The organism is Exiguobacterium sp. TNDT2, assembly GCF_003331145.1.
In the GTDB taxonomy this organism is placed as follows: domain Bacteria; phylum Bacillota; class Bacilli; order Exiguobacteriales; family Exiguobacteriaceae; genus Exiguobacterium.
On record NZ_QLVE01000014.1, the window covers coordinates 110,101 to 123,969 of the forward strand.

11 protein-coding genes are annotated in these 13,869 nt (G+C 52.1%); 2 read left to right on the forward strand and 9 right to left on the reverse strand.

Annotated features, from left to right (window positions below):
• Positions 1 to 50 precede the first annotated feature (50 nt).
• A complete protein-coding gene (locus DPV68_RS09075) occupies positions 51 to 1,778 on the reverse strand; it encodes a phospho-sugar mutase (protein WP_114166434.1) in 1,728 nt (575 codons plus the stop codon).
• Between the two features lie 99 nt (positions 1,779 to 1,877).
• On the opposite strand from DPV68_RS09075, the gene DPV68_RS09080 reads away from it, so the two are divergent.
• Positions 1,878 to 2,696 (forward strand): sulfurtransferase, encoded by an 819-nt coding sequence (locus tag DPV68_RS09080; RefSeq protein ID WP_232819580.1) that lies wholly within the window; start codon positions 1,878 to 1,880, stop codon positions 2,694 to 2,696.
• Positions 2,697 to 2,711: 15 nt separating this feature from the next.
• Here the strand turns inward: DPV68_RS09080 and DPV68_RS09085 are convergent, their stop codons facing one another.
• The 4 genes from DPV68_RS09085 to DPV68_RS09100 are packed head-to-tail and all read right to left on the reverse strand — an operon-like array spanning position 2,712 to position 8,907.
• Positions 2,712 to 5,144 carry a glycogen/starch/alpha-glucan phosphorylase gene (locus tag DPV68_RS09085; protein WP_114166436.1) on the reverse strand — a complete coding sequence of 811 codons (2,433 nt, stop codon included), beginning with the start codon at positions 5,142 to 5,144 and terminating at the stop codon, positions 2,712 to 2,714.
• A 22-nt stretch (positions 5,145 to 5,166) separates the two neighbouring features.
• A complete protein-coding gene (gene glgA / locus DPV68_RS09090) occupies positions 5,167 to 6,606 on the reverse strand; it encodes a glycogen synthase GlgA (protein ID WP_114166437.1) in 1,440 nt (479 codons plus the stop codon).
• A gap of 11 nt (positions 6,607 to 6,617) precedes the next feature.
• Positions 6,618 to 7,718 (reverse strand): glucose-1-phosphate adenylyltransferase subunit GlgD, encoded by a 1,101-nt coding sequence (gene glgD / locus DPV68_RS09095; RefSeq protein ID WP_114166438.1) that lies wholly within the window; start codon positions 7,716 to 7,718, stop codon positions 6,618 to 6,620.
• 34 nt (positions 7,719 to 7,752) lie between these two features.
• Complete coding sequence (locus tag DPV68_RS09100; RefSeq protein WP_114166439.1) at positions 7,753 to 8,907, reverse strand: glucose-1-phosphate adenylyltransferase; 1,155 nt, start codon at positions 8,905 to 8,907, stop codon at positions 7,753 to 7,755.
• A 152-nt stretch (positions 8,908 to 9,059) separates the two neighbouring features.
• Between DPV68_RS09100 and DPV68_RS09105 the strand changes: the two genes are divergently transcribed.
• Positions 9,060 to 10,847, forward strand: coding sequence for a transglycosylase domain-containing protein (locus DPV68_RS09105; RefSeq protein ID WP_232819581.1), 1,788 nt, complete (start codon positions 9,060 to 9,062; stop codon positions 10,845 to 10,847).
• A 57-nt stretch (positions 10,848 to 10,904) separates the two neighbouring features.
• On the opposite strand, the gene DPV68_RS09110 is transcribed toward DPV68_RS09105, so the two are convergent.
• The 4 genes from DPV68_RS09110 to queG form a co-directional block, all read right to left on the reverse strand.
• Entirely contained in the window at positions 10,905 to 11,462 is a 558-nt protein-coding gene (locus DPV68_RS09110; protein ID WP_114166441.1) for a DUF5366 family protein, read from the reverse strand.
• A 226-nt stretch (positions 11,463 to 11,688) separates the two neighbouring features.
• Entirely contained in the window at positions 11,689 to 12,162 is a 474-nt protein-coding gene (gene trmL / locus DPV68_RS09115; protein WP_114166442.1) for a tRNA (uridine(34)/cytosine(34)/5-carboxymethylaminomethyluridine(34)-2'-O)-methyltransferase TrmL, read from the reverse strand.
• A gap of 10 nt (positions 12,163 to 12,172) precedes the next feature.
• On the reverse strand, positions 12,173 to 12,607 hold the full coding sequence (locus DPV68_RS09120; RefSeq protein WP_198662284.1) for a methylated-DNA--[protein]-cysteine S-methyltransferase: 435 nt from the start codon (positions 12,605 to 12,607) through the stop codon (positions 12,173 to 12,175).
• On the reverse strand, positions 12,597 to 13,745 hold the full coding sequence (queG, locus tag DPV68_RS09125; RefSeq protein WP_114166451.1) for a tRNA epoxyqueuosine(34) reductase QueG: 1,149 nt from the start codon (positions 13,743 to 13,745) through the stop codon (positions 12,597 to 12,599). The genes DPV68_RS09120 and queG overlap by 11 nt, the downstream gene beginning before the upstream one ends.
• Between the last annotated feature and the right edge of the window lie 124 nt (positions 13,746 to 13,869).

The window sequence follows — 13,869 nt, forward strand, 5'->3', positions numbered from 1 at the left end:
ATTCAATGTCAAACAAAAACCACTGTCCTCGTCAGGGCAGTGGTCCTCGCTTAATCAATTGCTTTCGCTTGTTTCATGACATCCTGTTCAATCGCCTCTCGTTTCGCCGTCGTCTTCTCGGCGCTATCGGCGTGGACACTGAAGTAGAACTTGATTTTCGGTTCTGTGCCGGACGGACGTAAGCAGAACCATGAGCCGTCCTCGAAGATGAATTTGAGCACATTCGACGACGGCAACTCGATCGTTTCCGTCTCCCCTTGACGCAAGTTCGTCGCGACTTGTTGCTTATAGTCTTCGAAGCGGACGACTTCGTACCCGCCGACTTCTTGTGGCGGATTGGCGCGGAACGCCTCCATCATCCGACCGATCTGTTCGAGACCGGCCTTCCCTTTCAACGTCATCGATTGGAGCGACTCTTCATAGAAGCCATACTTCTCATACACGGCTTGGAGCGCATCGTATAGCGTGCGTCCATGCTGTTTATGGAAGGCCGCCATCTCGGCGCCGAGCAAGCACGCCTGGACGGCATCCTTGTCACGACAGAAGTCGCCGATCAAGTACCCGTAACTCTCTTCGTAGCCGAACAAGAACTGATACTGACCCGACTCTTCATATTGCTTAATCTTCTCACCGATGAACTTGAAGCCGGTGAGCGTGTTCTCGAGGTGGACCCCATACGCCTTGGCGATGGCCGCACCAAGTTCGGACGTGACAATCGTCTTTGCGACGAAACCGTTCGCCGGAAGCGTCCCCGTCTCCACTTTCTGGGACAAGATATAGTCCATCAGGAGCGCACCCGTCTGGTTGCCCGTCAAGACGAACCATTCGCCGTTACGGTCACGAACCGTAAAGCCGACACGGTCGGCGTCCGGGTCCGTCGCCATGAGCAAATCAGCTCCGACACGGTCGCCGTATGCCATTGCGAGTTCGAAGGCGGCCCGTTCTTCCGGATTCGGATAACTGACCGTCGGGAACGCTCCATCCGGCTCAGCCTGCTCCTCGACGATGGTGACGTGTTCGAAGCCGTACGCTTTCAACCCTTCCATGACCGGACGGCGTCCCGTCCCATGGAGTGGTGAATAAACGATTTTTAGCGGATCGCCTTGCACATCCGTATGAATTCGAATCGATTGGAGGGCCTCCATATAAGCGGCATCGACCGACGAATCGACTGTGACGAGTGTGCCTTCGGTTCGAAGCGGTGCTTCGTCTTTGACGTCAATCGTCAATTCATCTTCAATCGCATTGACGTACGAGACGAGTTCATCGGCCTCGGCCGGGGGCAATTGTCCACCGTCGGCGCCATACACTTTGAATCCGTTATATTCCGGCGGGTTGTGGCTCGCCGTGATGACGATGCCGCCGAAGGTGTTCAAGTGACGGACGGCGAACGACAACTCCGGCGTGGCCCGCAAACTCGGGAATAAGTATGTCTTGATTCCGTTCGAGGCGAGCGTGCGTGCCGCTTCGAGCGCGAACTCTGGCGAGAAGTGACGGGAGTCGTGGGCGATGACGACGCCATGACGTTTCGCGTCCTCGCCCGAGGCCGCGATAAAGTCGGCAAAGCCTTGCGATGCCTTACGGATCGTATACACGTTCATTCGGTTCGCGCCTGGTCCGATCTCGCCGCGCATACCGCCCGTCCCGAATTCGAGCGTCTTATAAAATGCGTCCTCGAGTGACGTCTCGTCTTGTTCCATTTCCTCGAGTTCCGCGCGTAAATGCGGTTCGAGCGCCTCATGTCGTTTCCAACGGTCATATGTCTGTTGCCATGTCATGGTCAGTTCCCCTTTCGACATTCAAAAATTCAATCGAAGTACTCGCCAATTTGTTCCATCTTGTATACGATGGGAGTAACGAAACTTCGAGGTGATACTATGTTTCCAACTATGCGTGCCCAAGAATTGAAACACATCGTCCATACGGACTCGATTCGCTTCATTGATTGTCGTTATTCATTAAACGACGCCTCATACGGGAAGTATGTGTATCGGCAAGGACATCTCCCGAACGCCGTCTTCCTCGATTTAATGGAAGACTTATCCGGAACCGTGTCCGAGCACGGTGGCCGCCATCCACTGCCCTCTAAAGAGGCATGGACCGAGACGCTCCGCCGCATCGGGATTCAAAAAGATGATTTGGTCGTCATCTACGATGACGGCTTTCCGTTCGCCGCGCGTGCATGGTGGTTGTTCAAATGGGCCGGCCATGAACGTGTTATCGTGCTCGAAGGCGGGATTCAATCCGGAATTACCTACTGCGGGGAAACAACGACGGATGTTCCGTCCTATCCCGCTTCCGACTATACCCCGATCTTCCAAGACGAGATGATCGCGACACTTGAAGACGTCCGCACCGCCACCAAAACCGGCGGACTCTATGATTCACGGACACCCGACCGGTACGATGGCAGTTATGAACCGATTGATCATACACCGGGTCATATCCCGAACGCCGTACTATGTCCCTACACCGAGGCCGTCACCGACCTCGGCACGCTCCAAGATTTCCATGACTTGAAAGAGCTGTACGCCAACGTCCTCGATGTCCCAAATCCCATCTTCTATTGCGGGAGCGGGGTCACCGCCTGCGTCAACATTTTGGCATTGCATGCCCTCGGGAAGGACGACGCCCGTCTGTACCCCGGCTCTTACTCGGATTGGATCAGCTATCCAGAAAATCCGGTCCACCCATAACGGGTGGATCGTTTTTTATTTCACGCTCGTCGGTTTGATGTTCCAGACGGCGTTTGCATATTCTGTGATCGTCCGGTCACTCGAGAAGATGCCCGACTTGGCCGTGTTGACGATTGAACTCTCGGCCCAACGTGATTTGTCTGAGAACACCTCGTCGACGCGTCGTTGTGCCTGCATGTATGATGCGAAATCTTTCAAGACGAGGAAATCGTCATTATAGACGAGGAGCGAATCGAAGATGGCTTGGAATTGATATTCTCCGACCTTATCGAACGTCCCGTTGACGAGAGCGTCGACGACGTTGCGTACTTCCGTGTTCGCATGATAGATGTCAGCCGCGTGATAGCCGCCAAACTTCTTATAATTCATGACTTCTTGCGGCGTCAATCCGAAGATGAAGATATGGTCGTCCCCGACCGCATCGCGAATCTCGATATTGGCCCCGTCGAGCGTGCCGATTGTGAGCGCACCGTTCATCATGAACTTCATGTTGCCGGTACCTGACGCCTCGTAGCTCGCCGTCGAGATTTGTTCACTCAAATCCGAACCAGGGAAAATGCGCTCCGCCATCGAGACGCGATAGTTTTCAAGGAAGACGACCTTGAGGAAACGGCTCGCCCGCTGATCATTGTTGATCATGGCTGCGAGCGCATTGATATAACGAATGACTTCTTTGGCATAGTAGTAGCCCGGGGCCGCCTTCGCACCGAAGATGAACGTCCGTGGCACCATCGTGAACGTCGGGTCCGCTTGAATCTTTTGATAGAGTGCGTGAATGTGCATCGCATCCATCAATTGACGTTTGTAGGCGTGAAGCCGCTTGACTTGAACGTCAAAAATCGACTCCGGGTCGACGGCGATGCCCGTCTCGTCTTGAATATAGCCGGCAAGGTCGAGTTTGTTTTGTTGTTTCACGTTCATGACCTGCTCTTGGAAGCTCGCGTCTTTCGACACGCCCATCAACTTCTCAAGATCGTTCGGATGTTCAATCCATGACGGACCGATCGCATCGGTGATCAAGTTCGAGAGACGCGGGTTTGACTTGAGGAGCCAGCGACGATGCGTGATCCCGTTCGTCTTGTTGTTGAAGCGCAACGGGAACATCTCGTATAAGTGACGCATCTCACGCTGTTTCAAAATATCGGTATGGATTCGGGCGACGCCGTTCGTCGAGTGCGAGCCGACGACGGCAAGGTTCGCCATATTAATATGTTGGTTCGACACAATCGCAATCTCACTCATATGTGGTTCAAGATGCGGGTAGTTGACGAGGACGTCTTTACAGAAGCGGCGATTGATTTCAGTGATGATTTGATAGATGCGCGGCAATAGCCGTTCATACATCTCGACCGGCCACTTCTCAAGCGCCTCGGCGAGGAGCGTATGGTTCGTGAACGACATGACGCTCTTCGTCACGCGCCACGCTTCGTCCCACCCGTAGCCGTGGTCGTCCATCAAGATCCGCATGAGTTCAGGGATGGCCACGACCGGATGCGTATCGTTAATATGGACCGCATAATGGTCGCCTAAGTGTTTCAACGATTTGTTATGGCGTAAGTAAGACGCAATCATCGACTGGACGCCCGCCGAGACGAAGAAATACTGTTGCTTCAAGCGCAACACTTTTCCTTCATATGTCGTGTCGTCTGGGTAGAGGAACTCAGAGATGGTCGCAATCGACTGCTTGTACTTCAGCAAATCTTTATACGAGCCTTTCGTCCGTTCCATATACTCCTCGTCATCAAACGGCGACTCGGCGTTCCAAAGACGGAGCGTGTTGACGACGTCATTCTTGTAACCGATAATCGGCATATCGTATGGGACGGCGCGGACGACTTCCTCTGGATGATGGACGACCCGGAGCCGGTCCCCGATTTGCCGCATCTCGACCCAACCGCCGAAGTTGACGTCGATGGCCCGGTCGGCCCGTCGTGTCTCCCACATGTTCCCGTCACGTAGCCAGTTGTCCGGCAATTCGACTTGATAACCGTCGACGATTTTTTGTTTGAACAAGCCGTAACGGTAGCGAATCCCGTTCCCGTGTCCCGGCAGACTGAGCGCTGCGAGCGAGTCGAGGAAGCAGGCTGCTAGGCGGCCGAGACCGCCGTTACCGAGACCTGGTTCCGGCTCATATTCGGTGATATCGGTGAAGTTGAATCCGAGCTCCTCGAGTCCCTCTTGCACGACTTCTAAGACGTCCATACTGAGCAAGTTGTTGTACAGAAAACGACCGAGCAAAAATTCAAGTGAAAAATAAATGACTTGTTTACTTTGTTTTTCTTCGTGCTTGTCGCGGGTGTTGATCCATTTCGGGATCGCCTGCTCGCGCACCATCGTTGCCAACGTTTGATACACTTCCTGCTCGGTCCCTTCATCAAACGACTTCCCGTTTAATGCGACAAATCTCTCTTGGAATGAAGTGACGAAGCTCTGTTTGTCTGTAAACATATGTGTGTAAAACTCCTTCCAGTCATGCGAATAGGTGATACAACTCACGGTATTGCTTTGCAGATTGTTTCCAGCTGAAGTCCGCGGTCATCGCTTGATGGACGAGCGCGTTCCAACTGTTGTCATCATAGAAGACACGAATCGATTTCTCGATCGTCGCGAGCATCTCGTGGGCGTTATAGTTCAAGAAACCAAAACCTGTACCTTCTTGTGTGTATTCGTTATACGGTTTGACCGTGTCTCGTAATCCACCCGTCTCCCGGACAATGGGGAGCGTCCCATAGCGCATTGAGATGAGCTGGCTCAGACCACACGGCTCAAAACGTGACGGCATAAGAAATGCATCTGCTCCCGCATAAATCAAGTGTGCGAGTTCAATGTCAAAGCCGATATATGACCCGACCTTGCCTGGATGCGCCGCAGTCATCTCGTGCACGATCCTCTCGTATTCGGGTTGACCCGAGCCGAGGAAGACGAACTGACAGTCCAAGTTTCCGAGCTCTTCACTCACCGCTTCGATTAAATCGAGGCCCTTTTGTTCGACGAGCCGACTGACGAAACCAATCAACATGACATCGTCACGCAATTCGAGACCGAATCGTTCTTGGAGCACGCGCTTGTTGACGAGCTTCCCTTCGCGGAACGTGTCGAGATTGTACGTCTGGGCAATCCGCTTGTCCGTGTTCGGGTCGTTCATCGTCAAATCCAAACCGTTTAAAATACCCCGGACGTCGACTGCTCGATGACGGAGCGCACCGTCAAGTCCTTCACCATAATACGGTTCCATAATCTCGTCACGATACGACGGACTGACCGTCGTGATTTGATCGGAGTGGACAATGCCGGCCTTCATGTAGTTGACGAGACCGTTATGTTGAATCCCTTCCGCCGTGAAGTGCTCCGGCCCAAACTGTAACAGCTCGCCGAGGACCACTTCTGGGAAGATGCCCTGATATTGCAGGTTATGGATGGTAAATACGGTACGGATGCGTTGATACGCCTCGAGGTGTTGATAATGAATCCGCAAGAAGGCTGGGACGACACCGGTCTGCCAATCATGGCAGTGGAGCACGTCGGGCACCTCTTCCGCTTCGAGCTTTCCGATCATCTCGAGAACGGCACGTGAGAAGAATGCGAAGCGCTCAGCATCATCGTAATGGCCATAGAGCACACCTTCCCGTTTGAAGTAATATTCGTTGTCGATAAAGTAGTATGTGATCTCATCTCGTTCGAGTTTGAGGACGGCACCGAACTGCTTGCGCCATCCGACCGGGACGATCAGGTCGAACATGTACTCCATCTCGTCCACATATTCCTGAGCGATCGCGCCATACTTCGGCATGATGACACTCACCTTTTCACCGAGTCCAGACACCGCTTGAGGGAGCGAGCCGATGACATCGGCAAGCCCCCCCGTTTTCATGAACGGTGCCGCTTCTGAAGCGACATACCATATTTTCATAATATCCCCCTTTACACAGTTGTCCGTTTTCCGATGACGATCGGTTCGTCGATCGTACCTCGAATGACTTGTCCCCGTTTGACGACCACTTCTTTATCTAAAATGGCGTTCTCGACGACAGCGCCTTCCTCGATAATCGACTTGGATAAAATGATTGAGTTTTTAACACGGGCATGCTCACTGACGACGACACCGCGGAAGAGAATGCTGTTTTGAACTTCTCCGCTGATTTTACAGCCGTTTGCGACGAGCGCCTCATTCACTTTCGACCCTTTCAAATAACGGGTCGGCGGCTCATGTTTGATCTTCGTATAGATATGCGGGAAGTCATAAATGATTCCTTCCTGACGAAGTAAGCGCATACTTTCATTATAGTATGAAAGGACAGAATGAATCACCTGCATTTTGCCAGTATAGTGATAACCATGCACGTGCAGACGGTGAAGCTGCGGACGGATGACCCCGTCAAGCAAGTCGTACTCGCCTTTTGACGTCGCTTCGTCGACGAGACGAAGGAACAAATTCTTCGACATGATAATCGTCTCGGTATACGTGTACTCATCGTCCGGGCTGTACCCGCGCTCACCGATACCGACGACACGGTCGTTTTCACCGAGACGGATTGGGCGGCAATACCCGCATTTTTGTTCGTGAGCGGCATAACCGAGTGTGATGTCCGCACCCATCGATTTATGATGGTCGAGCATGTCTTGGAAGTCGATCGTCGTCAATACGTTCGATCCGGTGATGACAACGTATGGTTGCTTGCTGCGCACGAAGTGTTCGCGGTGCATCGAGAAGTTGGCCAAATCGCCAAGGTATGCTTCCCCGTCAGGCTTAAGCGCCGGGGGGAAAATATGCAATCCGCCCTGTGAACGATCCAAATCCCACTCCTTGCCTGAACCCAAGTGGTCCATGAGCGAGCGATATTTATCGAGCGTGAAAATACCAACTTGATTGATGCCTTGGGTGATCATGTTCGTCAATGTAAAATCAATCAGGCGATAACGCCCAGAGAACGGGACAGCCGCTAAATTGCGATGCCCCGTGAACTCTGGAAACAAGCCCTCTTCGGTCCCTAAGTTGATGACTCCTAACAAATCATTCGTCAACAGTAACGCCTCCTTGCGTCGGTCTTTTTTTAAATCAAGCACGTTGTTTGAAGACTGTGCCGCTCTCGATATTTTCGTGTGGTTCAATGACAACGATCTCACCACCCGGCTCGCCGACAGTCGCCCCGTCCTCAATGACGGCACAGCTCGCGACGATGGCTCTGTGAATGGTTACATCTTTTCCGATTCGTGCTCCCGGCATGATGACCGAGTCTTTGACGAGCGACCCTTCACCGACGCGCACGTCATAGAACAAGACTGAATGTTGGACTTCGCCTTCGATTCGACATCCTTCATTGATGACCGACTGTTCAACGCATGCATCTTTGCCGATGAACTGAGGTGTCTGGTTCGGGTTGACCGAGTAGATTTTAAAGTCCGGATCATAGAGGTCGAACGGCGGATCTTCTTCGAGCAAGTCCATGTTGGCTTCCCAAAGCGATTGAATCGTCCCGACGTCTTTCCAGTAGCCTTTAAATTTATACGCAAACACGTCTAAACCGTCGAGGAGCGTGTTCGGAATGATATTTTTCCCGAAGTCGAAGCTTGATGTCTCGTCTTCCGCATCTTGGATCAAGTGCTCCCGTAGCACTTTCCAGTTGAAGATATAGATTCCCATCGAAGCCAAGTTGCTCTTCGGTTTCTCCGGCTTCTCTTCAAACTCTTTAATGCGAAGGTCATCGCTTGTGTTCAAGATTCCGAAACGAGGTGCCTCGTCCCAAGGGACTTCCATGACTGAGATGGTGACGTCTGCTTGCTTCTCTTTATGGAAATCGAGCATCTTCTCGTAATCCATCTTGTAAATGTGGTCCCCCGACAGGATCAACACATACTCCGGATCATAATCGTCGATGTAGCTCAAGTTCCGATAAATCGCATTGGCCGTACCTTCGTACCAATTTTTACCCGATTGCGCTTGGTATGGCGGCAAGATGGCCAAACCTCCATTGCGACGGTCCAAGTCCCAGGCCGACCCGATGCCTAGGTAGCGGTTCAATTCAAGCGGTTCGTATTGTGTCAACACTCCCACCGTCGTAATTCCCGAATTGGTACAGTTCGATAATGGAAAATCGATGATTCGGTACTTCCCTCCGAAATGGACAGCAGGCTTCGCTGTCTTCCGTGTGAGAGGCCCGAGTCGTTTCCCTTCTCCTCCTGCGAGGAGCATCGCAACCATTTCTTGCTTCATAGTACAGCCTCCTAAATTCATAATATAATCATCTATTACCCTCTTTCTCTATTTCCTAATGTATTCCTGCTCAAATTATTATATGATAACGTTTACATTTTGAATTTTATCTAAAGATTGACGATATAATGAATATAGAGAGAGGTGAGACGATGCGAGCGTGGATTGGGACACTATTTTTTGCCGGTTTGTTAGCCGCTGGTCTAACAATCAGTGGGGCGTTGAAAGAGGAGATTGAACAGACGAAGCAGATTTTGATGTGGGGCGAAAAGACGGTCGATGCGGCCCCGCTCGCTTCGAAGCATGCCGTCACATTGACGTATAAAGGCGGGACAGAACAGCTTTATTTAAACGGCCGACGAGATGACGTCTCCATCGCTCGCTTCCCGCTTCATATCCGCGAAGCAATCATGGTCATCGAAGATCGTAAGTTCAACGCCCATCCAGGATACGATCTCGGCGGAATCGCCCGGGCGTTCATTCACAACGCTAATGAATCTTCCTTACAGGGCGGGAGCACAATCACGCAACAGCTGGCTCGTAACGTCTATTTGACGCACGAACGAACGTATGAGCGAAAAGTGAAAGAATTATTGCTTGCTCGGGCGCTCGAAAAACAATATAGCAAAAAAGAAATTATGACTGCTTACAGCAACGTCATTTTCTTTGGCCATAACGTTTATGGCATCCAGGCAGCGGCCGATACGTACTTCGATCGTTCACTCGAAGATTTGAACTGGAATCAAATCGCCTACTTATTGACCGTTCCGAACAATCCGTCTTTATATGACCCGCTCGAACCATCGGCTAGGTTTTACGAACGAAAAGACCGAATCCTCACTCAACTTCGGGATGCCGGTGTTCTATCGAAGCAAGCTTACGAGACGTACCACGGTGTGAAGCTGAAGGCTACCTATCGCCAGCATGTCGTCCGCTATCCCGATTATATGGATACGGTCATGAAAGAAGCGGTCCGACTCGTCCGCTCACGCTATGACCTCGATGAAGAAGCTGCCAAAGACTATTTAGCGACCAACCAAGCTACAATTGACACCTACCTGTCCGTAGCTCGGCAGAAGCAAGCAAAACAAGTCATGACGAAGCTGCCGACCGGTCTAAACGGCGGCTATGCCGAAGTGACGCCGAAAGGCCGAATCATCGCTCTCGTGGATTCAGAGATGACCCGAAGCGGCGAATTCAACCGGGCCACGCAAGCGTTCCGTCAGCCCGGCTCGGCCATCAAACCGATTCTCGTCTTCGCCCCTTATATCGAAGAGACCAGTGCGAAACTTGATACCGTCCTCGACGGCCGGCCAGTCTGTTACGGAACGTATTGTCCGACGAACAGCGGCAATCGTATCCTTGGGGATGTGTCGTTCCATGATACGGTCGCCTATTCATACAATACGCCGGCGCTCGCAGCGTTCACCTCGATCGACCAAGAAACGGCGTTCGCCACGGCCGACATGATGTTCAGCCAATGGGATGCTAAAACGGATAACAGCTTGGCCAGCGCACTCGGCGGTTTGACGCAAGGTGTATCTCCGAAAGAGCTTGCCGCCGCCTATACCCCGTTCTTGAACCAAGGTGTGTACGTGTCAGGTCAGACCATCAAGCAAATCCGCTTTGAGTCAGGGGAACCTACACTCACACCAAGCGTGACAAAACAGGCTGTCTGGTCGAAAGCGACCGTCGCGACGATGCGCGAGGCGTTGTCCGCCGTCACGACGTACGGGACCGGACGGTATGCCGGTCAAATCAAACGTCCTTATGTCGGCGGCAAGACCGGCACGACGAACTCACATAAAGACATGTGGTACGTCGGCTTGACCGATGAGACCATCACGGCCATCTGGCTCGGCGCCGATACCCCGCGGCCGTTCCCGGAGCTCGCCAACCGGGCCTATCCTGCTATCATTTGGACGGAAGCACATCGCTAAAAAGCCAGGGACGGCATTGTCCCTGGCTTTTTATGGTCGTCGACTCAGCTTATATCATCATAAAATGATATCCCCGACCGAGTTAAACAAACGGAGCATCGCCCAAGCCAGACCACTCAACAGAATCGCCCACATCATGGCTTGAATCAACAGCAGACCGATGGCCCTAAATGTTGACATCAACTGGCTGACTTGCCATATGTAATAAAACAAATAAAGGATGAACGTGCCAAGCAGTACTGCGATGACCGCGAGAAGCGAATTTAAAAACAAGAAGCTGATTCCTGAACCAACGAGGAAGACCGTTGCCCCCGGTTTTAAACGATGAAGCGAGCTACCGTTCGTCTCACGCGCAAAGAAGGCGAATCCGAGTTGATTGAACGTATCAGCGACGAGCTTGAAGGCGCTAAACAGCATGAAGTAGACGGTAAAGAACACGACGAGCACGAGCACTTTCGACTCTTGGACGGACAATAGGGCTATGATTTCGCTGTACACACCGACACGGGTCAGCCATTGAATCACATACTCGCTCGTGGCAATCGCAAGCGACATCGAGAATAGAATGATCCCGATCAACGGGGCATAGCTTAACAAGTACACGTTTGTTTTCATATCGGCTCCAATTTCACAAGAATTTCTCATATTCAGTGCAAATCTATTATCAAGTATATTATAATATTTGTAGTCACGGAGAACAAAAGGGGGATTTTTAGATGGGTTTGTTACTAATGGTCGGAATCAGCGTCGTCTTCCTCGCAGCTATCTTCACAGCTGGATACAACAGAAAACCTGAAGGTAATCAATAAGAGCCGAGATTCTCACGAATCCGGCTCTTCTTTTATTTCAATCCAGCATACCCTTGTTGACGGAGCGCCTCATAAACGATGATGGCCGCCGTGTTCGAGACGTTGAGCGACCGGACGAGGTTCGATTGGGGTAAACGGATGCAACGGTCGAGGTTGTCCTCGATCACTTCCATCGGTAACCCTTTCGTCTCACGCCCGAAGACGAAGAAATAGTCTTTCTCGATGTCGGATACGTCAAGATCACTTGGGTACTGTTCCCCATACTTGGTAATGTAGAAGAACTCTCCGTCCGGGTGCTCGGCCCACAGTTCATCGAGTGAATCATGATACCGCACGTCGACGAACTGCCAATAGTCGAGTCCTGCCCGCTTGAGCATCTTGTCATCCGTCGAAAAACCTAACGGACGAATCAAATGGAGCACCGAATTCGTCGCAGCACATGTGCGCGAGACGTTACCTGTATTCGCTGGTATTTCTGGTTGAAACATGACTACATGGATTGCCATAGTACACTCCTCACTTCACTTGTTCGAAATCAAGTAATCGTTGTTTTTGATGAAGGCCACCGCCAAACCCGGTCAGCTGTCCCCCGCTGCCGACGACACGATGGCATGGAAAGATGACAGGTAGCGGATTGCGGTTGAGTGCTTGACCGACCGCCCGAACCGCTTTCGGTCGCCCGATTTGTTCGGCGATTTGTTTATACGTCCGCGTCTCGCCAAATGGGATCGTCAAGAGCGCATCCCACACTTCTTGTTGGAAGACGGTTCCGTTCATCTCGATCCACTCGCGGTCAGACGGTTGAAGTCCGTTTTGCTCCACGCGTTCAATCAGGTCGGTCAGCCATGTCGGTGCCGATCCGTCATCTGCTTCCGTCTCCGCAAAGTCTAACGCACATAATTTCCCTTGCGCGTTCAGTTCATACGCTAACGTTCCCCATTTAGATGACACGGTCTTCACGGTCCCACTCCTCTCGAAATAAGCGAATCTCTTCATGTACGAGCTCCGACGTCTCCGACGACTCGATTTGTCGATAAATCGTCTCGGCTTCGGCTCCGAGAATCGCGCCGATTGCCCAGACGGCCGTCGCTCGCATGTCTTCTCGTTCATCTTGTCGGATAAAGTCTTCGAGCACTGGTACGGCCGACGGTTCCCGGTAGTGCGCCAACGCCAAGATTGCGTTCCGCTGAATCGGCTTTTTGCCGCGCCATGCGCCAGACAGATGGCCAAACTTCGCTTTGAACTCCCGATTACTCAAGTTCAGTAAAGGGACAAGCAACGGTTTGACGATTTCGGCTTCAGGGAGCAGTTCCTCGTGATGGCGCCAGTCTTTCTTCCGATTGTACGGGCAGACTTGTTGGCACGTGTCGCAGCCATAAAGCCGCCCACCGAGTTTCGTTCGAAACTCGCGCGGCATGAGCGTCTTCATTTGCGTCAAATAGGCGATACAACGTTTGGCATCGAGTACACCTGGTTCGATGAGCGCCGTCGTCGGACAAGCTGTCATACATTTCGTGCACTCGCCACATCCGTCTTCAATCATCTCATCCGGTGGTAAATACGTGTCGAGGATCATCTCCCCTAAATAAAGGTATGACCCTTTCTCCGGCGAGATGATTGAACAGTTTTTGCCGCTGAAGCCGATTCCAGCCCGTTCGGCCACGGCCCGGTCGACGAGTTCACCCGTATCGACCATCGAGCGCGTCCGGACGCCCGGGACGAGTTGCTCAATATACGCTTGTAATTGCTCGAGCCTTGAGCCGACGGCACGATGGTAATCGAGCCCCCATGACGCCCGAGCGAACAAGCCACGCCGCTCATCGGCGACACTTCGCGGGGCATCCTTCAATTTACTTGGATAGGCAATCGCGATGGCGATAATTGACTGTGCCTCGTCGAGCAACAGCGTCGGCATCGTTCGTTTATCCAAGTCAGGTTCCTCGAAACCCGAAGCGAATCCCTTCTCTTGCTGCTTCACGAGACGTTGCTTCATGACGATGAACGGGTCGGCGGTCGTCACTTTCAACTCGTCAATCCCGATTGTCGTCGCATATGCTACAATCTTCTGTTTGAGTGTCTCCGGGTCCATCCCGTTCATCGAATCACCTCTTTCGTGTCTATTTTCGCATACAAAAAATCTCCCCGCCAGTCGGCAGAGAGATGATGAAGCGGGTGAAGAGAATCGAACTCTCGTCATCAGCTTGGAAGGCTGA

Bases quoted from the DNA above. Each gene is read 5' to 3' on its own strand.
- glgA (WP_114166437.1), bottom strand. From the start codon at position 6,606: ATGAAAATATGGTATGTCGCTTCAGAAGCGGCACCGTTCATGAAAACG.
- DPV68_RS09085 (WP_114166436.1), bottom strand. From the start codon at position 5,144: ATGTTTACAGACAAACAGAGCTTCGTCACTTCATTCCAAGAGAGATTT.
- DPV68_RS09105 (WP_232819581.1), top strand. From the start codon at position 9,060: ATGCGAGCGTGGATTGGGACACTATTTTTTGCCGGTTTGTTAGCCGCT.
- DPV68_RS09075 (WP_114166434.1), bottom strand. From the start codon at position 1,778: ATGACATGGCAACAGACATATGACCGTTGGAAACGACATGAGGCGCTC.
- trmL (WP_114166442.1), bottom strand. From the start codon at position 12,162: ATGGCAATCCATGTAGTCATGTTTCAACCAGAAATACCAGCGAATACA.
- DPV68_RS09080 (WP_232819580.1), top strand. From the start codon at position 1,878: ATGTTTCCAACTATGCGTGCCCAAGAATTGAAACACATCGTCCATACG.
- DPV68_RS09100 (WP_114166439.1), bottom strand. From the start codon at position 8,907: ATGAAGCAAGAAATGGTTGCGATGCTCCTCGCAGGAGGAGAAGGGAAA.
- DPV68_RS09110 (WP_114166441.1), bottom strand. From the start codon at position 11,462: ATGAAAACAAACGTGTACTTGTTAAGCTATGCCCCGTTGATCGGGATC.
- queG (WP_114166451.1), bottom strand. From the start codon at position 13,745: ATGGACCCGGAGACACTCAAACAGAAGATTGTAGCATATGCGACGACA.